At 59.4% G+C, this 20,679-nt stretch carries 18 protein-coding genes; 16 read left to right on the top strand and 2 right to left on the bottom strand.

Annotated elements, in window-relative coordinates:
• The first annotated feature begins 73 nt into the window (after positions 1–73).
• The 10 genes from PSH64_RS27370 (at position 74) to trpE (ending at position 12,449) form a co-directional block, all read left to right on the top strand.
• Positions 74–2,470, top strand: coding sequence for a transporter substrate-binding domain-containing protein (locus tag PSH64_RS27370; RefSeq protein ID WP_105340970.1), 2,397 nt, complete (start codon positions 74–76; stop codon positions 2,468–2,470).
• A gap of 72 nt (positions 2,471–2,542) precedes the next feature.
• Complete coding sequence (locus PSH64_RS27365; protein ID WP_305479217.1) at positions 2,543–3,184, top strand: response regulator transcription factor; 642 nt, start codon at positions 2,543–2,545, stop codon at positions 3,182–3,184.
• Positions 3,185–3,461: 277 nt separating this feature from the next.
• Positions 3,462–4,586, top strand: coding sequence for an ABC transporter ATP-binding protein (locus tag PSH64_RS27360; protein WP_105340972.1), 1,125 nt, complete (start codon positions 3,462–3,464; stop codon positions 4,584–4,586).
• 47 nt (positions 4,587–4,633) lie between these two features.
• A complete protein-coding gene (locus PSH64_RS27355) occupies positions 4,634–5,677 on the top strand; it encodes an ABC transporter substrate-binding protein (RefSeq protein ID WP_105340973.1) in 1,044 nt (347 codons plus the stop codon).
• 189 nt (positions 5,678–5,866) lie between these two features.
• Positions 5,867–7,114: an ABC transporter permease gene (locus PSH64_RS27350; protein ID WP_105340974.1), complete on the top strand. Its 1,248-nt coding sequence runs from the start codon at positions 5,867–5,869 to the stop codon at positions 7,112–7,114.
• A gap of 12 nt (positions 7,115–7,126) precedes the next feature.
• Entirely contained in the window at positions 7,127–7,951 is an 825-nt protein-coding gene (locus tag PSH64_RS27345; protein WP_105340975.1) for an ABC transporter permease, read from the top strand.
• Between the two features lie 214 nt (positions 7,952–8,165).
• Positions 8,166–9,314, top strand: coding sequence for an iron-containing alcohol dehydrogenase (locus PSH64_RS27340; protein WP_105340976.1), 1,149 nt, complete (start codon positions 8,166–8,168; stop codon positions 9,312–9,314).
• Between the two features lie 91 nt (positions 9,315–9,405).
• Positions 9,406–10,080 carry a ribulose-phosphate 3-epimerase gene (gene rpe / locus PSH64_RS27335; RefSeq protein WP_007941649.1) on the top strand — a complete coding sequence of 225 codons (675 nt, stop codon included), beginning with the start codon at positions 9,406–9,408 and terminating at the stop codon, positions 10,078–10,080.
• On the top strand, positions 10,077–10,895 hold the full coding sequence (locus tag PSH64_RS27330; RefSeq protein ID WP_105340978.1) for a phosphoglycolate phosphatase: 819 nt from the start codon (positions 10,077–10,079) through the stop codon (positions 10,893–10,895). The genes rpe and PSH64_RS27330 overlap by 4 nt, the downstream gene beginning before the upstream one ends.
• Positions 10,896–10,967: 72 nt before the next feature.
• Positions 10,968–12,449: an anthranilate synthase component I gene (gene trpE / locus PSH64_RS27325; RefSeq protein ID WP_105340979.1), complete on the top strand. Its 1,482-nt coding sequence runs from the start codon at positions 10,968–10,970 to the stop codon at positions 12,447–12,449.
• A gap of 172 nt (positions 12,450–12,621) precedes the next feature.
• Here trpE and estP read toward each other — a convergent pair whose 3' ends face one another.
• Positions 12,622–14,529 (bottom strand): esterase EstP, encoded by a 1,908-nt coding sequence (gene estP / locus PSH64_RS27320; RefSeq protein ID WP_105340980.1) that lies wholly within the window; start codon positions 14,527–14,529, stop codon positions 12,622–12,624.
• A gap of 407 nt (positions 14,530–14,936) precedes the next feature.
• Between estP and PSH64_RS27315 the strand changes: the two genes are divergently transcribed.
• The 4 genes from PSH64_RS27315 (at position 14,937) to PSH64_RS27300 (ending at position 18,222) form a co-directional block, all read left to right on the top strand.
• Positions 14,937–15,530 (top strand): aminodeoxychorismate/anthranilate synthase component II, encoded by a 594-nt coding sequence (locus PSH64_RS27315; protein WP_105340981.1) that lies wholly within the window; start codon positions 14,937–14,939, stop codon positions 15,528–15,530.
• A gap of 9 nt (positions 15,531–15,539) precedes the next feature.
• On the top strand, positions 15,540–16,589 hold the full coding sequence (gene trpD, locus PSH64_RS27310) for an anthranilate phosphoribosyltransferase (protein WP_105340982.1): 1,050 nt from the start codon (positions 15,540–15,542) through the stop codon (positions 16,587–16,589).
• Entirely contained in the window at positions 16,586–17,422 is an 837-nt protein-coding gene (trpC, locus tag PSH64_RS27305; protein WP_305479216.1) for an indole-3-glycerol phosphate synthase TrpC, read from the top strand. The genes trpD and trpC overlap by 4 nt, the downstream gene beginning before the upstream one ends.
• A 98-nt stretch (positions 17,423–17,520) precedes the next feature.
• On the top strand, positions 17,521–18,222 hold the full coding sequence (locus tag PSH64_RS27300; RefSeq protein WP_305479214.1) for a lipoate--protein ligase family protein: 702 nt from the start codon (positions 17,521–17,523) through the stop codon (positions 18,220–18,222).
• A 27-nt stretch (positions 18,223–18,249) separates the two neighbouring features.
• On the opposite strand, the gene crp is transcribed toward PSH64_RS27300, so the two are convergent.
• A complete protein-coding gene (gene crp / locus PSH64_RS27295) occupies positions 18,250–18,894 on the bottom strand; it encodes a cAMP-activated global transcriptional regulator CRP (protein ID WP_007941656.1) in 645 nt (214 codons plus the stop codon).
• A 246-nt stretch (positions 18,895–19,140) separates the two neighbouring features.
• Between crp and PSH64_RS27290 the strand changes: the two genes are divergently transcribed.
• Entirely contained in the window at positions 19,141–19,563 is a 423-nt protein-coding gene (locus tag PSH64_RS27290; RefSeq protein ID WP_007941657.1) for an OsmC family protein, read from the top strand.
• A gap of 238 nt (positions 19,564–19,801) precedes the next feature.
• The gene (gene speD, locus PSH64_RS27285; RefSeq protein ID WP_105340985.1) at positions 19,802–20,596 is read left to right on the top strand and encodes an adenosylmethionine decarboxylase; all 795 of its coding nucleotides are present in this window, start codon (positions 19,802–19,804) and stop codon (positions 20,594–20,596) included.
• Positions 20,597–20,679: the final 83 nt, after the last annotated feature.

Below are 20,679 nucleotides of genomic sequence, written 5' to 3'. Positions count from 1 at the left end.
CGGATATTCCAGGCCAGAAGTTATTCCGGCAGCCTAATGGGTTGGTCAGTATTTGTCAGTGTGTGAGACTTCGATGATGCGTTTTCGCTGCCTGTGGGTTATCGGCTGTTTGTGGTTTCCCTTGATGGGCTGGGCGGCGCCCGCGCCACCGGCGCACGTCGTGTCGTTGTCTTCGGCGCAACAGCAATGGCTGGCCCAGCATGACGAATTGCGGGTCGGGCTGGTGTTACAAGCGCCCTACGCCCAATACGATCGCCGCTTGCAGCGCCTGTCCGGGGTTAACGTCGAGTTGATGAAATGGCTGGCCAAGGCGCTAAAGGTCGAGCTGAGCTGGCGTAATTACCCTGATCTTGCGCAACTGGAAGCCGCCGCGCGTGAAGGTGACATCGATATCGCACCGGGGCTGACGCAAACGCCCGCAGGGTTGCGGCTCTGGCAATTTTCCGATCCGTATATGCGGGTGCCGCAACTGGTGGTCAGCGACCAGAAGAGCACCGGTGCGGTGGAGCTGGAAAAGCTCGACAGCCACACCCGCGTCGCCGTGCGCATGCCTAGCGTCACCGCCGATTTTTTGCGTAGCACCTATCCCCATCTGAACCTGCAAGGCGTGCCTCTGGAACGCCAGGCGTTGCAACTGTTGTTGAGCCAGCAAGCCGGCTACGCCGTGGTCGATGAAGCACAGTTCGGGCGTCTGTCTGTCGAACCTGAATTCTCCGGGTTGGCCGTGGTGGGTGACATTGGTTTCCCGCAACTGTTGCGAGTGGCCACGCGTCGGGATTGGCCGGAGTTGGCCGGCATCGTCGAAAACGCCTTGCGGGCGATTCCGGCCAAGGACCTGGAGCAACTGCACAATCAATGGCTGCAACCCAAGTATCCACGGCTGTCCGATTCACCGGGCTTCTGGAAAAACCTCTGTCTGCTGTTGCTGGTATTGCTGCTGAGCAGCATGGCCATTGTCTTCTGGCAGCGTCGTCAGCAACACAGCCTGGAGCAACGATTGCTGGCGGCGCGCGAAGACATTGCCCTGCGCGAGGCCAGCGAAGAGGCCTTGCGCCTCACGCAGTTTTCCATTGATCAAAGCACCGTCGGCATCCTTTGGGTCAACTGGGACAGCCATGTGCGCTACGCCAACCGCGCGGCCGAAACCATGCTCGGCTACCCGCCGGGCGGGATCATTGATCGGCCATTGATCGATTTTGAACCTGACTTGCACATGGACCGCTGGCTGAACTTGTGGAAGCGCGCCCGGGCCAGCGAGGAAGGGCCTTTAAGTTTCGAAACCAACTGTGTTCGGGCCGATGGCAGTATTCTGCCGGCGGATGTTTCGTTGAGCTTCCTGCGTTTTCGCGAGGGCGAATACCTGGTGGTTTACCTCAATGATGTCACCGAGCGCCGTCGCGCCCTGGCCGCCTTGCAGGAAAGTGAAGCGCGGCTGCAGGGCATTGCCGCCAACGTGCCAGGATTGGTCTTTCGTCTGGAGCGCGCGCCGGTGACCGGCCAGATCGACTTTGCCTACATCAGTGAAGGCAGCGAGAGCCTGGTGGGCTACTCGCCGGCCACCCTGGCCCATCGGGACAAAGGCCTGCGCAGCCTGGTGCATCCGGATGACAAGGCCAGTTATCACCAGACCCAGGACCATGCACTGGATACCGACAGTGACTGGTCGTGGCAGGGGCGGATTCTGACCCGCCAGGGCGAACAGCGCTGGGCCGAGATCAAGGCCATTACCCGCCGTCTCGAAGACGGTACCTATGTCTGGGACGGGATCGTCTGGGACATCACCGAGAGCAAACGCGTCGAACTGGAACTGGCCAGCTCCCGTGAGCAACTACGCGAGTTGTCCGCGCACCTGGAGAGCGTGCGGGAAGAGGAAAAGGCCCGGATTGCCCGGGAAGTTCACGATGAGCTGGGTCAGATGTTGACTGTGTTGAAGCTGGAAACGTCCATGTGCGAACTGGCCTACGCCCAGCTTGATCCGGGTCTGCACGAACGCTTGAACAGCATGAAGCGCTTGATCGCTCAGCTGTTTCAACTGGTGCGTGATGTGGCCACGGCGCTGCGGCCACCGATTCTCGATGCCGGGATCGCCTCGGCCATTGAATGGCAGGCCCGGCGTTTCGAAGCGCGCACGCAGATTCCGTGCTTGGTGCAGGTGCCGGATAACTTGCCGGTGCTAAGTGATGCCAAGGCTATCGGACTGTTCCGGATCCTTCAGGAAGCGCTGACCAATGTCATGCGACATGCCCAGGCGCATACTGTCGAGCTGACGCTGGCCCTGGAGGGCGACGAACTTTGTCTGACTGTCAGCGATGATGGCGTAGGATTTGTCGCCGGGCCGGGCAGGCCGACATCCTTTGGCGTGGTTGGCATGCGTGAACGGGTGTTGATCATGGGCGGGCAATTGTCGCTTGAGAGTGAGCCGGGGGAGGGCACGACCCTGACGGTGCGAGTGCCGCTGGATGAAGCCTGATGGTTTTGTGTTGTTTGAGCTGGCGCCTTTGCAGGCAAGCCCGCGATAGATCTTGGTTCTGACATAAAAAGAATGGAGAAGAACGTGATCCGTGTACTGGTAGCCGAAGACCACACCATCGTTCGCGAAGGCATCAAGCAATTGATTGGCCTGGCCAAGGACCTGCTGGTGGTGGGGGAGGCGGGCAATGGCGAGCAGTTGCTCGAGACCTTGCGCCATATTCCCTGCGAAGTGGTGTTGCTGGACATCTCCATGCCCGGGGTCAACGGCCTGGAAGCGATCCCGCGGATCCGCGCCTTGAATAATCCGCCGGCGATTCTGGTGTTGTCGATGCACGACGAAGCGCAGATGGCTGCTCGGGCCTTGAAGGTTGGCGCCGCAGGATATGCGACCAAGGACAGCGATCCGGCGTTGTTGCTGACGGCGATCCGCAAGGTCGCGGCGGGCGGGCGATACATCGATCCGGACCTGGCCGACCGCATGGTTTTCGAAGTCGGTCTGACCGATGCACGACCATTGCACTCATTGCTGTCGGAGCGTGAGTTTTCGGTATTCGAGCGCCTGGCCCAGGGCTACAACGTCAACGACATCGCCCAACAACTGGCCTTGAGCAGCAAAACCATCAGTACCCACAAGGCGCGGCTGATGCAGAAACTCAACATCACCTCCCTGGCCGAATTGGTGAAGTACGCGATGGAGCACAAACTCCTGTGATCCACACGACCCACTGATTCACTGCAAATCCCTGTGGGAGCGTGCATGTCCATTTACGACATGCACGCAAAGCCGCTTTTACCGGTTCCTGTGGCTTGCAGCCCACCGCCTGTCGCCATCACGAATCGACATATCAATCCCCGCCATCCTTGTAGGGCAATCCCTACACGCAACCTTCCATCCGGCTGAGGCGATTCTCTCCTGCGCCCCGATTTGCGCGGCTCCCAGTGTCCACTAGGCTTAGTCCACAGCAGTCATCAATAACAAAGGTGTGGGTATGAGCCAGGTTGATTCAAACGCAGGGGCCAGCGATATTCTGGTCAGCTTTCGTGGAGTGCAAAAGAGCTACGACGGCGAGAACCTGATCGTCAAAGACCTCAACCTGGAAATTCGTAAAGGCGAATTCCTGACCTTGCTCGGGCCGTCCGGCTCCGGCAAGACCACCAGTCTGATGATGCTCGCCGGTTTCGAAACGCCGACCGCCGGGGAGATTCAACTGGCGGGGCGTTCCATCAACAACGTGCCACCGCACAAGCGCGACATCGGCATGGTGTTCCAGAACTACGCGTTGTTTCCGCACATGACCGTCTCCGAGAACCTGGCGTTCCCGCTGACCGTGCGCGGCTTGAACAAAAGCGACGTCAGTGACCGGGTCAAGCGTGTGCTGAGCATGGTTCAGCTCGACACCTTCGCCCAGCGCTATCCGGCGCAACTGTCTGGCGGCCAGCAGCAGCGTGTGGCCCTGGCCCGTGCCCTGGTGTTCGAACCGCAACTGGTACTGATGGACGAACCCCTCGGCGCACTGGACAAACAACTGCGTGAACACATGCAGATGGAAATCAAACACCTGCACCAGCGCCTCGGCGTGACCGTGGTCTATGTGACCCACGACCAGGGCGAAGCATTGACCATGTCCGACCGCGTCGCCGTGTTCCACCAGGGCGAGATCCAGCAGATCGCGCCACCGCGCACGCTCTACGAAGAGCCGAAAAATACTTTCGTCGCCAACTTCATCGGCGAGAACAACCGCCTCAACGGCCGCTTGCACAGCCATACCGGTGATCGCTGCGTGGTCGAGCTCGGTCGTGGTGAAAAGGTTGAAGCCCTGGCGGTCAACGTCGGCAAGACCGGCGAACCCGTCACGCTGTCGATTCGTCCGGAGCGCGTGAGCCTCAATGGCTCGAGCGAGTCCTGTGTCAACCGCTTCTCGGGAAGGGTGGCGGAATTCATCTATCTGGGCGACCACGTCCGGGTTCGCCTGGAAGTCTGCGGCAAGACCGACTTCTTTGTGAAACAACCGATTGCCGAGCTCGATCCTGCGCTGGCTGTCGGCGACGTGGTACCGCTTGGCTGGCAGGTCGAACACGTTCGCGCGCTCGACCCACTTCTAGAGGCGCATTGATCGCCCCCCGCTTCACCAACACTAACCCTGCAGTTGGAGAACAATAAATGTTGAGATCCCTGAAATTCACCGCCCTGGTCGTGGGCATGATGGGCGCGGCACATGCAATGGCGGCGGGCCCGGACCTGACCGTGGTGTCCTTTGGCGGGGCGAACAAGGCGGCGCAGGTCAAAGCCTTCTACGCACCTTGGGAAGCGGCGGGCAACGGCAAGATCGTTGCCGGCGAATACAACGGTGAGATGGCCAAGGTCAAAGCCATGGTCGACACCAAGAGCGTGTCCTGGGACCTGGTGGAAGTTGAATCGCCGGAACTGTCCCGTGGTTGCGACGAAGACATGTTCGAGCAGCTTGATCCGAAGCTGTTCGGCAAGTCTGAAGACTATGTCAAAGGCGCTATCCAGCCTTGCGGCGTGGGCTTCTTCGTGTGGTCGACCGTGCTGGCCTACAACGCCGACAAGCTGAAAACCGCTCCGACCAGTTGGGCTGATTTCTGGGACACCAAGAAATTCCCGGGCAAGCGCGGCCTGCGCAAAGGCGCCAAGTACACCCTGGAATTCGCTCTGATGGCTGACGGCGTTGCGCCGAAAGACGTCTACAAAGTGCTGGCCGGCAAAGATGGCCAGGACCGCGCGTTCAAGAAACTCGATGAACTCAAGCCAAGCATCCAGTGGTGGGAAGCCGGCGCACAACCGCCGCAATACCTCGCCTCCGGTGACGTGGTCATGAGCTCGGCCTACAACGGCCGGATCGCCGCGGTACAAAAAGAAAGCAACCTGAAAGTGGTGTGGAACGGCGGCATCTACGACTTCGACGCATGGGCCATTCCAAAAGGTCTGGACAAGACCCGTGCCGAAGCTGCGAAGAAGTTCATTGCCTTCTCGGTACAGCCGCAACAGCAGAAGACCTACTCGGAAAACATCGCCTACGGTCCGGCCAACACCCAGGCAGTGCCATTGCTGTCCAAGGATGTCCTGAAAGACATGCCGACCACCCCGGAAAACATCGCCAACCAGGTGCAGATCGACGTCAGCTTCTGGGCTGACAACGGTGAGCAACTGGAACAGCGCTTCAATTCCTGGGCTGCCAAGTAACCAAAACCTTGTGGTGGGCTTGCCCACCTGTGGGAGCGGGCTTGCTCGCGAAGAGGACATCACATTCAACATCGATGTTGATTGATCTACCGCTTTCGCGAGCAAGCCCGCTCCCACAGGTTGCCGTGTTTCAACAGAACAGAGGTGGTGCGCCGCCTCTGTAACGATCAAAGATTTCCGGAGTACGCCATGGCTATCGCCGTTCCCGTGAACGCGGGCACCGACCCCACCTTGAAGCAGCGGCTAAAGCACGCCGAGCGAATCAACCGCTGGAAAGCACAAGCCTTGATCGCGCCGTTGGTGCTGTTTCTGTTGCTGGTGTTCCTGGTGCCGATCGTGGCGCTGCTCTACAAAAGCGTCGGTAACCCGGAAGTGGTCGGCGTCATGCCGCGCACCGTGGCAGCCATCGCCAGTTGGGATGGCCGAGGCCTGCCGGCAGAGCCTGTGTACAAGGCCGCCAGCGAAGACCTCGCCGAAGCCCGCAAGAATCAGACCTTGGGCGACTTGTCCAAGCGCTTGAACATGGAGTTGGCCGGCTACCGCAGCCTGCTGACCAAAACCGCGCGCGCCTTGCCGTTCGCCACGGAGCCTGCTTCTTATAAAGAAGCGCTGGAAGGACTCGACGAACGTTGGGGCGATCCGGCCTATTGGCAGGTCGTGCGCCGCAACACCAGTGGCGTGACGCCTTATTACCTGCTGGCCGCCGTCGATCACCGTATCGACGACCTCGGTGAACTGGCCCGGGCCACTCCCGATCAGGCGATCTACCTCGACATCTTTGCCCGGACCTTCTGGATGGGCCTGATCATTACCATGATCTGCCTGGTGCTGGCCTATCCGCTGGCCTACCTGCTGGCAAACCTGCCCTCGCGGCAAAGCAACCTGCTGATGATTCTGGTGCTGTTGCCGTTCTGGACCTCGATTCTGGTGCGGGTCGCGGCGTGGATCGTGTTGCTGCAATCGGGCGGCTTGATCAACAGCGGCCTGATGGCCATGGGCATCATCGATAAGCCGCTGGAGTTGGTGTTCAACCGCACCGGGGTCTACATCTCGATGGTGCACATCCTGCTGCCGTTCATGATTCTGCCGATCTACAGCGTGATGAAAGGCATCTCGCCGACTTACATGCGTGCGGCGATTTCCCTCGGCTGCCACCCGTTCGCCAGCTTCTGGCGGGTGTACTTCCCGCAGACCTATGCCGGTGTCGGCGCCGGTTGCCTGTTGGTGTTCATCCTCGCCATCGGCTACTACATCACCCCGGCGTTGCTGGGCAGCCCGAACGATCAGATGGTCAGTTACTTCGTCGCCTTCTACACCAACACCAGCATCAACTGGGGCATGGCGACCGCGCTCGGTGGGCTGTTGTTGCTGGCGACCGTGGTGCTTTATCTGATTTACAGCTGGCTGGTGGGCGCCAGTCGCCTGCGCCTGAGCTAAGGGGAGAATGAAATGCTGAGTCCTTATATGTCGCCCATTGAACGGGTGTGGTTCTACAGCTTGCGGATTCTCTGCGGCTTGATTTTGTTGTTCCTGATCTTGCCGGTGCTGGTGATCATTCCGCTGTCGTTCAACTCAGGGAGTTTTCTGGTCTACCCACTGCAAGGCTTTTCGCTGCACTGGTACCAGGACTTCTTCGCTTCGGCGGAATGGATGCGTTCGTTGAAGAACAGCATGATCGTGGCCCCGGCAGCAACCGTGCTGGCGATGATCTTCGGCACGCTGGCGGCGATCGGCCTGACCCGTGGCGACTTCCCGGGCAAGCCGCTGGTGATGGCGCTGGTGATTTCGCCGATGGTGGTGCCAGTGGTGATCATCGGTGTGGCCAGTTACCTGACCTTCGCGCCATTGGGCTTCGGCAACAGCTATATCTCGCTGATCGTGGTGCACGCCGTGCTGGGTGTGCCGTTCGTGATCATCACGGTGTCGGCGACCTTGCAGGGGTTCAACCAGAACCTGGTGCGGGCGGCTGCAAGCCTGGGCGCTTCGCCGCTGACGACGTTCCGCCGGGTGACCTTGCCGTTGATTGCACCGGGGGTGATTTCCGGTGCGCTGTTCGCCTTTGCCACGTCGTTCGATGAAGTGGTGGTGACGCTGTTCCTCGCCGGCCCCGAGCAAGCGACCTTGCCTCGGCAGATGTTCAGCGGCATCCGCGAAAACCTCAGCCCGACCATTGCCGCTGCCGCGACGCTGCTGATTGCGTTCTCGGTGATCCTGTTGCTGACCCTGGAATGGCTGCGCGGACGCAGCGAAAAACTGCGCACGGCTCAGGTCTGAAGCCATACGCTTTAGAAATGTGGGAGCGGGCTTGCTCGCGAAAGCGGACTTCCAGTCGACATCAATGGCGAATGTCAGTCCGTCTTCGCGAGCAAGCCCGCTCCCACACTGTATCTCCACTGGATCATGAGTCATTTATGATCTGAATAGCAGACAAACCCCAATCCCCAGCTACTATTGTGCCCAGCTCCCCTATCTATAAGAGGCTGCGCACATGAGTCTTTCCTCTTTCAAAATCGCTCACAAACTGATCACCGGCGCAGGTGCCATCGAGCAACTGGCGGCCGAGCTCACACGCCTGGACATCGACAACCCGCTGATCGTCACCGATGCCGCGCTGGTCAAGTCCGGTACGGTAGAGCTGGCGCTGGCGCAGCTGGGCGAGCGCAGTTACGAGATTTTCGACCGGGTGCTGCCGGACCCGGAAATCGCCATCGTCGAAGATTGCATGCGGGTTTACCGTGAGGGCGGGCATGACGGGCTGATTGGCCTCGGTGGCGGCAGTGCCATCGACATCGCCAAGAGTGTCGCAGCCTATGCCGGTTATCACGGCGAACTGGAGGACTTGTTCGGCGTCGATCAGGTGCCGCGTAAAGGCCCGCCGCTGATCGCCATCCCCACCACTGCCGGCACCGGTTCGGAAGTGACCAACGTGGCTATCCTCTCCGACAAGGTCGCGCAGCTGAAGAAAGGCATTGTCAGCGATTACCTGTTGCCGGACGTGGCGCTGGTCAGCCCGCAAATGACCCTGACCTGCCCGCGCAGTGTCACTGCTGCCAGTGGCGTCGACGCGCTGGCACACGCCATCGAATCCTACCTGTCGCTCAATGCCTCACCCATCACCGATGCCCTGGCCATTGGCGCGATCAAGCTGATCACCAAGGCGCTGCCCAAGGCTTACGCCAATCCTTCCCACCTGCAAGCCCGTGAAGACATGGCCACCGCCAGCCTGATGGCCGGCATGGCGTTCGGCAATGCCGGGGTCGGTGCGGTGCATGCGTTGGCGTATCCGCTGGGCGGGCGCTTCAACATTGCCCATGGTGTCAGCAATGCCTTGCTGCTGCCGTATGTCATGACCTGGAACAAGCTGGCCTGTGTGGAACGCATGCAGGATATTGCCGAGGCCATGGGGGTGAAGACCGCTCATCTGAGCGCCAATGAGGCGGCGGACAAAGCCGTGGAGGCGATGACCGAGCTGTGCGCCGCGGTAGAAATTCCGTTGGGCCTGCGCAGTTTCGGGGTGCCCGAGGACGCGATCCCGGCCATGGCCATGGAAGCCGCCGGCATCGAGCGCCTGATGCGCAATAATCCGCGCAAGCTGAGTGCCGTCGATATCGAGAAGATCTACCGGGCGGCTTATTAGGACCTGCCCCAATCATCGCAGCACGGTGCGCGCGTCAAAGCATGAGGTATACAATGCGCGCCATCGTGATTCTGCTCAAAAAAGGTGCGTCATGCAGCCCTTCGTCATTGCTCCGTCGATTCTCTCCGCCGACTTCGCCCGCCTGGGCGAGGAAGTGGACAACGTCCTGGCCGCCGGCGCCGACTTCGTGCACTTCGATGTCATGGACAACCACTACGTGCCAAACCTGACCATCGGCCCGATGGTGTGCTCCGCGCTGCGCAAGTACGGCGTGACCGCGCCGATCGATGCGCACCTGATGGTCAGCCCGGTGGACCGCATCGTCGGTGACTTCATCGAGGCCGGTGCGACCTACATCACCTTCCACCCGGAAGCCACGCTACACGTCGACCGTTCCTTGCAACTGATCCGCGAAGGCGGCTGCAAGGCGGGCCTGGTGTTCAACCCGGCGACTCCGCTGGACGTGCTCAAATACGTGATGGACAAGGTCGACATGATCCTGCTGATGAGCGTCAACCCGGGCTTCGGCGGGCAGAAGTTCATTCCAGCCACCCTCGACAAGCTGCGTGAAGCGCGGGCGCTGATCGATGCCTCCGGGCGTGACATTCGCCTGGAAATCGACGGTGGGGTGAACGTGAACAACATTCGCGAAATTGCCGCCGCGGGCGCCGATACATTCGTGGCCGGCTCGGCGATCTTCAATGCGCCGAACTACCAGGAAGTGATTGAAAAAATGCGCTCCGAACTGGCGCTGGCTCGCCCATGAGCGGTTTTGAGCAGCTGTTCCCGGGGCGTCTGCCGCGGCTGGTGATGTTCGATCTGGATGGCACGCTGGTCGATTCGGTCCCTGACCTCGCGGCGGCTGTGGATAACATGCTGCTCAAACTCGGGCGTGACCCGGTCGGCATCGAACCGGTGCGTGAGTGGGTTGGCAACGGCGCGCCGGTGCTGGTGCGGCGTGCACTGGCCGGCGACATCGATCATTCGTCGGTCGATGACGGCGAAGCCGAAGGTGCGCTGCAGATCTTCATGGAAGCCTACGGTGAGGGCCATGAGCTGACCGTGGTCTATCCCGGTGTGCGCGACACCCTGAAATGGCTGAACAAGCAGGGTGTGGCGATGGCGCTGATCACCAACAAACCGGAGCGTTTCGTCGCGCCGTTGCTGGATCAGATGAAGATCGGCCGTTACTTCAAATGGATCATCGGCGGCGACACCCTGCCACAACAGAAACCCGACCCGGCCGCGCTGTTTTTCGTGATGAAAATGGCCAACATTCCGGCGTCGCAATCGTTGTTCGTTGGCGACTCGCGCAGCGATGTACTGGCGGCGAAAGCGGCGGGGGTCAAATGTGTGGCCCTCAGTTACGGTTATAACCACGGTCGGCCGATTGCCGAAGAGTCGCCGGCGCTGGTGATCGATGATCTGCGCAAACTAATTCCCGGTTGCCTGGATCCGGCCGCTGAGATAACGTTGCCCGACGCTGTTCAACCCCCTGCTGGAAACGCCATCGTGGTGGTCACTCGCAAACTCTGGATGAAAGTCATCAAGGCCCTGGCCCGCTGGCGTTGGCGCGCCTGACTTGTTCCTGGCCGGTTATCCGGCGCGTTTGCATACCTGACTGTTAGACCCTCAAGCCACGAGGCTACCCCCATGATCCGCGAAGAATTCCTGCGATTGGCCGCTGCCGGCTACAACCGCATTCCGCTTGCCTGCGAAACCCTGGCCGACTTCGACACACCGCTGTCGATCTACCTGAAACTGGCCGACGAGCCCAACTCCTACCTGCTGGAGTCGGTGCAGGGCGGCGAGAAGTGGGGCCGTTATTCGATCATCGGCCTGCCGTGCCGCACCGTGCTGCGGGTTCACGATCATCACGTCAGCGTGACCCACGACGGCGTCGAGATCGAAAACCACGATGTTGAAGACCCGCTGGCCTTCGTCGAAGCCTTCAAGGCACGCTACAACGTGCCGACCATCGCCGGTCTGCCGCGCTTCAACGGCGGCTTGGTGGGTTACTTCGGCTACGACTGCGTGCGTTATGTGGAGAAGCGTTTGGGCAAATGCCCGAACCCGGATCCGCTGGGCGTGCCGGACATTCTGCTGATGGTCTCCGACGCGGTAGTGGTGTTCGACAACCTGGCCGGCAAGATGCACGCGATCGTCCTGGCCGATCCGGCGCAGGAAGATGCCTTCGAGCAAGGTCAGGCGCGTCTGCAAGCGCTGCTGGAACAGCTCCGTCAGCCGATCACTCCGCGCCGTGGCCTGGACTTCAGCAAGCAGCAATCGGCCGATCCGGTGTTCCGTTCGAGTTTCACCCAGGGCGATTATGAAAAAGCCGTCGACACCATCAAGGAATACATCCTGGCCGGTGACTGCATGCAGGTCGTGCCGTCCCAGCGCATGTCGATCGACTTCAAGGCTGCGCCTATCGACTTATACCGGGCGCTGCGCTGCTTCAACCCGACGCCGTATATGTACTTCTTCAATTTCGGCGACTTCCACGTCGTCGGCAGTTCGCCGGAAGTGCTGGTGCGGGTCGAAGACAACCTGATCACCGTGCGCCCGATTGCCGGCACTCGCCCACGCGGGGCCAACGAAGAGGCGGACCTGGCGCTGGAAAAAGACCTGCTGTCGGATGACAAGGAAATCGCCGAGCACTTGATGCTGATCGATCTGGGCCGCAACGATACCGGGCGGGTTTCGGAAATCGGTTCGGTGAAACTCACCGAGAAGATGGTCATCGAGCGTTATTCCAACGTGATGCACATCGTGTCCAACGTCACCGGCCAATTGAAGGCCGGGCTGACAGCGATGGACGCACTGCGGGCGATCCTGCCGGCCGGCACCTTGTCTGGCGCACCGAAGATTCGCGCGATGGAAATCATCGACGAGCTGGAACCGGTCAAGCGTGGCGTCTATGGCGGCGCGGTCGGTTACTTCGCCTGGAACGGCAACATGGACACCGCGATTGCGATTCGCACCGCAGTGATCAAGGACGGTGAGCTGCATGTGCAGGCGGGTGGCGGCATCGTCGCCGACTCGGTGCCGGCGCTGGAGTGGGAAGAAACCCTGAACAAACGTCGCGCGATGTTCCGCGCCGTGGCCCTGGCCGAGCAAACCCCGGACACCTGAGTTTCACCGATAACCTTGTGGGAGCGGGCTTGCCCGCGATGGGGCCAGTACATTCAACATTGATGTTGTCTGTCAGTCCGCTCTCGCGGGCAAGCCCGCTCCCACATGGATAGTGCTCATTTCAAAAAAACGCGGCGCCTGTAAGGCGGCCGCGTTTTTTATTGCCTGCGATTTAGAAGTCCAGCGCAACCCCAACGGTCAAACCTTGTTGGGTAAAATCATCATCCTTGCGCAAGGTATAGCCGCCACGCAGCGCCAGATCGGCGGTCAACTTGTGGCTGACCCCCAGGCTCAAGCGGTTGAGATGGCTTTGCGGCGTGTAGCCTTGGAGATTGAAGTCGAGGGACTGCAGGCTGTTGAGGGCGATATTCACTTTCTGGGTGTCGTCCTCGTACTCACGCTCGTGGGCATATTCGCCAAACACCTGGGTCTGACGGGTGATGTTGTATTTGCCTTGCAAACCGATACCCAGACGTTTCGAGTCCCTGGTCTGGTCATCGAAGGTCAGCGCCGTGGAACGGTTGCTGTTCTCCGAGTAGCCGTCGACTTCCACTTTGGCGTAATCGGCGCTGATGAACGGCGACAGGTGCCACTCGCTGCCCGGTTGGGCAATGTCATAGCCAAGGCGAGTGCTGAAGGCCCAGAGATGGCCGTCGGTATCACCCTTTTCCCCACCTTCGCTGACGCCCAGGTCGAATTTGCGTTTGAGGCTGTCGTAATCCAGCTTGCCACCGGTCAACGCGGCATCGGCCCACCAGCGATTCTGCTGGAACTGGGCGAAGGCGGTCGCCAGGTAGCTGTTGAGCTTGTAGTCCGAATCGTTGTTGCCCGCTTCCAGGTTCTGACGATAGAAACCGGCTGCCACACCGACGCGCCACGCTTCATTGAGGCGATAACTACCACCGATATTCAGGTTGTAGCCGTTGCCATCAGCGCTGGCCCCACTGCTTTGGCTATCGACATCCAGACGCTGACCGCCACCGGCGACAATCGCACGCCATTGGCCGACGGCCTGCCAGTTCTCCCAATCGGATTGCCACTGGCTGCGCAGTTCATCCTGGTGGGCACGCAAGGTGGCGTGAGCCATTTCCGGCAGCAGCGTCAGCTCCCACGGGGCCGCCAGCAAGGAATAGGCGTAATCGGCTATCAGCTTTTGACCGGTTTCGGTTGGATGTACCCCGTCGTTGTAGATCAGCTTGGTCGGATCCGGAGTTGCGCTGTTGATGCCATACACCGGATTTTCCGTACAGCCGTTGCCGCTGAAACAGGTGGCCGTCAGGTTCTGACCGACGGCAAGGCCGAAACGCGCGGGGTCGGCGAAGGTTTCCTGCAACAACAGTGGAATGTTCAGCGGGATGATTTCGGCATTGATCCCGGCGAGTCGGGTGACCAACTGCCGGTTGAAGGCGGCGCTCAGTTGTGAGGTTGATGTCTGCAGGGGGGTACCATTGATGGCAGGCGTCAACCCGAGGTCGGGCAACAGCCAGACCATGATGTATCGGGCGCCGGCGGTTTGCAGAACCTGGACGCTGCTTGCCAGTCGGTCCGCAGCGGCATTCGCCTGAGCGCCACTTTGTACAAATCCCTGAAGAAAATCGTTACCACCTCCGGAGATGTAATACAGCGCATTCGGATCGGCGCGGAAGTTGTTTGTGGGCAGATAACCCGAACGCGTGCGTTCGCCCGTGGCGGATGTGTTGGTGATCGATTCGAGGATCTGGTCGGTACGGTAGCCGCCAACGGCCCAGTTATTGCCGTCCGGCAGGCCCTGGTTCGCGCGCGCCGCCGAGGTTGAAGCGGCTGTTTGGTCTGGTGAAAACCCGAGTTTTCCACCCAGCAGTTGCGTCGAGTTGGCTGAATAGACTTCGCCACTACCGTCCAGATAAATCGGTCCGGTTCGGTTAGTGAAGCGCAGGGTCGAACCGGCAGGGCCACCCGGATCGGTAAACTGCCCCGCATCGTTGAGGCTGTCGCCAAAAACGATGAAACTCGAGTAAGGGGTTGGCGCTGCGGTCGCCTGGGTGCAGGCCATCGCGAGCAAGCAGCCGGCAAGCGGTACTACCAGTGTCTGTCTGAGCATGAGCAAGTCCGTTTGGTTGTTGTTTTAGTGAACGAAACGATAGTGCCAAAAACTATAGAGTCTGTTGCCATTCGGCGCGAACCCGTCGAATGTTTCACGTGCTTCGATCGCGCCATATTGCACGCTCTGCCCAGCTAAGTTACTGTGCCAAGACGTACAAATGAGACCTTCCCTGTGTTGATCGTCAGCAAACTTCTGGATCAAGTCATCAAGGCACACGCCCGTTGGCGTTGGCGCGCCTGAATTCTTCTGCCGGCCTGGCCGGACCTGTACCGCTTTGCCTTCTTACCTGTATGAAATGCCGCTTTGCTGGCGCCACTCCAGCACCTGTCAAAGCGCAGCGCGCTGCGGGTAAATCATTCGAAGGCCGTATTAAAAGTCAGTGAATTCAAGAGGTTCCTAACGCCATGTTGCTGATGATCGATAACTACGACTCTTTTACTTACAACGTTGTGCAATACCTCGGCGAGCTGGGCTCCGAGGTTAAAGTCGTGCGCAACGATGAACTGACCATTGCCGAAATCGAAGCCCTCAAGCCTGAGCGCATCGTTGTGTCTCCCGGTCCTTGCACCCCGACCGAAGCCGGTATTTCCATCGAAGCGATCAAGCACTTCGCCGGCAAACTGCCGATTCTCGGTGTTTGCCTGGGGCACCAGTCCATCGGCCAGGCGTTTGGTGGCGATGTGGTCCGTGCCCGTCAGGTCATGCACGGAAAGACCAGCCCGGTATTTCATGAGGACAAGGGCGTATTCGAAGGCCTGAATCGCCCATTGACGGTCACCCGTTACCATTCGCTGATCGTCAAGCGTGAAACCTTGCCCGATTGTCTGGAGCTGACCGCCTGGACCCAGCTCGAAGACGGCTCGGTCGACGAGATCATGGGCCTGCGCCACAAGACGCTGAACATCGAGGGTGTGCAATTCCACCCTGAGTCTATCCTCACCGAACAGGGGCACGAGCTGTTCGCCAACTTCCTCAAACAAATCGGCGGCACGCGCTAAGGACTTTCCATGGATATCAAGACAGCCCTGAGCCGTATCGTCGGCCACCTCGACCTCAGCACTGATGAAATGCGCGATGTCATGCGCGAAATCATGACCGGGCAATGCACGGATGCGCAGATCGGCGCGTTCATGATGGCCATGCGCATGAAGAGCGAAAGCATCGACGAGATCGTCGGCGCCGTGACGGCAATGCGAGAGTTGGCGGACAAGGTCGAACTCAACACTCTGGACGGCGTGGTCGATGTGGTCGGCACCGGCGGCGACGGGGCCAATATCTTCAACGTCTCGACTGCTTCCTCGTTCGTAGTCGCGGCGGCCGGTTGCACTGTGGCCAAGCACGGTAACCGTGCGGTATCGGGTAAAAGCGGCAGCGCCGACCTGCTGGAAGCAGCGGGTATCTACCTGAACCTGACCCCGGTTCAGGTGGCACGCTGCATCGACAACGTCGGTATCGGTTTCATGTTTGCCCAGACCCATCACAGTGCCATGAAGCACGCCGCCGGCCCGCGCCGCGAGCTGGGCCTGCGCACCTTGTTCAACATGCTCGGCCCGCTTACGAATCCGGCCGGCGTGAAACATCAGGTGGTGGGTGTGTTCAGTCAGGCATTGTGCCGGCCATTGGCCGAAGTCTTGCAGCGCCTGGGCAGTAAACACGTACTGGTGGTGCACTCCAAGGATGGCCTGGACGAGTTCAGTCTGGCGGCACCGACCTTTGTCGCGGAATTGAAGAATGACCAGATCACCGAGTATTGGGTCGAACCCGAAGACTTGGGGATGAAGAGCCAGAGTCTGCACGGTCTGGCAGTGGAAAGTCCGGTAGCTTCCCTTGAGCTGATTCGCGATGCCTTGGGCAAGCGCAAGACCGAAAACGGTCAGAAAGCCGCCGAGATGATCGTGCTTAATGCCGGTGCCGCTTTGTATGCCGCCGATCATGCCAGCAGTTTGAAAGAAGGCGTTGCCCTGGCGCACGATGCGCTGCACACAGGCCTCGCTCGGGAAAAACTTGAGGAGTTGGGTGCATTTACCGCGGTATTCAAAGTGGAGAATGAGGGATGAGTGTACCGACGGTTCTGGAAAAAATTCTGGCCCGCAAAGTCCAGGAAGTCGCCGAGCGCAGCGCTCGTGTGAGCCTGGCAGAGCTGGAAAACCTGGCCAAGGCGGCCGATGCACCCCGTGGTTTCGCCAAGGCATTGATCGATCAGGCCAAGAAGAAACAGCCGGCGGTGATTGCTGAAATCAAGAAAGCTTCGCCAAGCAAGGGCGTGATTCGCGAGAGCTTCGTGCCCACGGACATTGCCAGGAGTTACGAGAAGGGCGGGGCTACTTGCCTGTCGGTGCTCACCGATATCGATTACTTCCAGGGCGCGGATGCGTATCTGCAACAAGCCCGGGCGGCGTGCAAGCTGCCGGTGATCCGTAAAGACTTCATGATTGATCCGTACCAGATTATCGAGTCCCGCGCCCTGGGGGCTGATTGCGTGCTGTTGATCGTCTCCGCACTGGATGACGTGAAAATGGCCGAGCTGGCGGCCGTGGCCAAAAGCGTCGGTCTCGATGTGCTGGTGGAAGTCCACGATGGCGACGAGCTGGAGCGGGCCTTGAAAACCCTCGACACGCCGCTGGTGGGCGTGAACAACCGCAACCTGCACACCTTCGAGGTGAGCCTGGAAACCACCCTCGACCTGTTGCCGCGTATTCCGCGTGATCGTCTGGTGGTCACCGAGAGTGGCATTCTTAACCGGGCCGATGTCGAGCTGATGGAAATCAGCGACGTGTACGCGTTCCTGGTCGGCGAAGCGTTCATGCGCGCCGAAAGCCCGGGTACCGAACTGCAGCGTCTGTTCTTTCCCGAGCGCGGTATTCCAGTGAGCGGTTCTACGCTCGACTGAACACATTTTCGCAGGCAGCCCGATCCTCAGTGGGAGCGGGCTTGCCCGCGAAGAGGCCATCAAGCGTCCCAAAGACTTCATGTCTTGCGGAGTCATTCATGCCCCAGCCAACCTCTCTGATCATCGAAGCCGGCCTGCTCGCCGAACAGGATCTGTTGGCCCATGTGTGCACCGGAGAGTCGGAGTTCGGTCTGCTGTTCTGGCAACCCACTGACCGGGCGTTGGTCATGCCCCGCCGTTTGAATCGTCTACCAGGGTTTGAGGCTGCATGCGAAGTGTCGGCCGCCGCCGGCTGGCCGGTACTGCTGCGCGAAACCGGTGGTGAGCCGGTGCCGCAGTCGGCATCCACCCTTAACATCGCGCTGGTCTATGCGCCACCGCGTAGCGAGGGTGATCAGAACCGGATTGAAACCGCCTATCGTCGACTCTGCGACCCGATTTGCCAGCTGCTTGACGAGTTGGGTGGCGTGTCGTCCCTGGGTGAAATCGATGGGGCGTTTTGCGATGGGCGTTTCAATGTCAACCTTGATGGTCGCAAGATGGTCGGTACCGCTCAGCGCTGGCGCCAAAGCAAGGGCGGTCAGCGTCCGGTCGGTCTGGTGCACGGGGCGATGTTGATCGATAACGAGCGAGAGTCGATGGTTGCGGCGGTCAATCGTTTCAACGAAGCCTGCGGTCTGGAACAGCGGGTTCGCGCAGAAAGCCACATTGCTCTGCATGAAAAGTTTGCCGCTCCTGATGCGCTGGAACGGCTCGACGGGTTGTATCGCCAAATGCTGGCAGAAGTGCTCGGGGCTTAAGTTTTTCCAAGCTACAGTTTCCAGAGCCTAGCGCGTACCGAAGACCACCATGGTCTTGCCTTTGACGTCGACCAGGTTACGTTCCTCCAGATCCTTGAGCACGCGGCCGACCATCTCACGGGAGCAACCGACAATCCGGCCGATTTCCTGACGCGTCACCTTGATCTGCATGCCGTCCGGGTGGGTCATGGCGTCCGGCTGCTTGCACAGTTCCAGTAGGCAGCGTGCAACACGACCGGTCACGTCGAAGAACGCCAGGTCGCCGACCTTGCGCGTGGTATTGCGCAGGCGTTGTGCGATTTGTCCGCTGAGTACGTAAAGAATGTCTGGATCCTGTTGGGACAGCTCGCGGAATTTCGCGTAGCTGATTTCCGCGACTTCGCACTCGACTTTGGCGCGCACCCAGGCACTGCGTTCCTGTTCCAGCCCGGCTTGCTCAAACAGACCCAATTCGCCGAAGAAGTCGCCGGAGTTGAGGTAGGCAATGATCATTTCACGGCCGTCATCATCCTCGATCAGGATGGTCACCGAACCTTTAATGATGAAGAACAGCGTGTCCGAGCGGTCGCCGGCACAGATGATGTTGCTCTTGGCGGCATAGCGCCGGCGCTGGCAGTGCATCAACAGCTTGTCGAGGTTCTTGATTTTGGGTGTGGGGGTAATAGCAACCATGGTTGTATCCCGAAAAGACTGCACGGTGTGTTTGTTTTTTTAGGAGCTGGCAAAGCCTGCGATCCTTTATTCATTACAAAGCCGGCTGCGCGCCAGTGAATTGAAGCCAGCTTAACAGACGCATTCCTTCAAGATTCGAGAATTTGCCTACGACGCAGACGGTTATGTCCTAGGAAGGCGAAGCGCTGCCAATCAAGGGCCCTGTGCTAAGCTGGCGACCCTTTTTTATACAGTGGAGTCTTGGCGATGAAGGCACGCATCCAATGGGCAGGCGAAGCCATGTTCCTCGGCGAATCCGGCAGCGGTCATGTCGTGGTCATGGACGGTCCGCCCGATGCCGGCGGTCGTAACCTGGGTGTCCGGCCGATGGAAATGCTCCTGCTGGGTGTTGGTGGTTGCAGCAATTTCGATGTGGTCAGCATCCTCAAGAAGTCCCGTCAGGCCGTCGAAAGCTGCGAAGCCTTCCTCGAAGCCGAGCGCGCGACCGAAGATCCGAAGGTGTTCACCAAGATCCATATGCATTTCGTGGTCAAGGGACGGGGGCTGAAAGAGGCTCAGGTCAAACGCGCCATCGAGCTGTCGGCCGAGAAGTATTGCTCGGCCTCGATCATGCTCGGCGCGGCCGGTGTGGCGATTACCCATGACTACGAGATCATTGAGCTCGGTTGAATCGACATTCAACTATCATAAAAGCGGTGCAGACTCTGGCGATCCATAGCTGACGTCTGCATAATGCGCCACTTTTTTCAGGGCAGTGATCGGTCAGTCGACAGGTCGCTTGCCTGAACAGACAACCAAAATCGCCATCGCGAAGAGGTGTTAACCGTCCTACGCAGGTGCGTCGTTCGCATCTGACGGGCATGCTTGATCACGCGGCCAGCCCGCAATACATAGAGAGTTTTTAACGGTGAAAAGCAAACTCAAGCTCCACGGGTTCAATAACCTGACAAAGACCTTGAGCTTCAACATCTATGACATCTGCTACGCGGAAACCCCGCAAGACCAACAGGCTTACGTCGAGTACATCAATAAAGAGTACAACGCCAAACGCCTGACGCAGATCCTCACAGAAGTTGTCGATATCATTGGTGCCAACATCCTGAACATCGCCAGTCAGGATTATGAACCCCAGGGCGCCAGCGTCACGATTCTGATCTCTGAAGAGCCGGTGACTCCTACCGACAGTCAGATTGAAGAGTCTCCGGGCCCACTGCCCGAAATCATCCTGGCCCACCTCGACAAGAGCCACATCACGGTGCACACCTACCCGGAAATCCATCCGGTGGACGGTATCGCAACGTTCCGTGTGGACATCGACGTGTCGACCTGTGGCGTCATTTCACCGCTCAAGGCGCTCAACTTTCTGATTCACCAGTTCGATTCGGATATCGTGACCGTGGATTACCGGGTACGCGGCTTCACCCGTGACATTGAAGGCAAGAAGCACTTCATCGACCACGAGATCAACTCGATCCAGAACTACCTCTCCGAAGACACCCGCGACGCGTACCAGATGACCGACGTGAACGTGTACCAGGAAAACCTGTTCCACACCAAAATGCTGCTGAAGAACTTCGAACTGGATAACTACCTGTTCGGCGACGCCACCAGCAACCTGTCCTCTGAGCAGCGTGCCCAGGTGACTGAACGTGTGAAACACGAAATGCTCGAAATCTTCTACGCGCGCAACATGCCGAGCTGAGATTTCCGAGTACAAAAAAAGGCGACTACCTCGAGGTAGTCGCCTTTTTTATGGCTGTTGTCGCAGATCCTTGTGGGAGCGGG

Source organism: Pseudomonas sp. FP1742 (assembly GCF_030687145.1).
Lineage (GTDB): Bacteria > Pseudomonadota > Gammaproteobacteria > Pseudomonadales > Pseudomonadaceae > Aquipseudomonas > Aquipseudomonas frederiksbergensis_D.
Note: the sequence above shows the minus strand (reverse complement) of the source record. Positions and strands in the feature narration are given on the sequence as shown.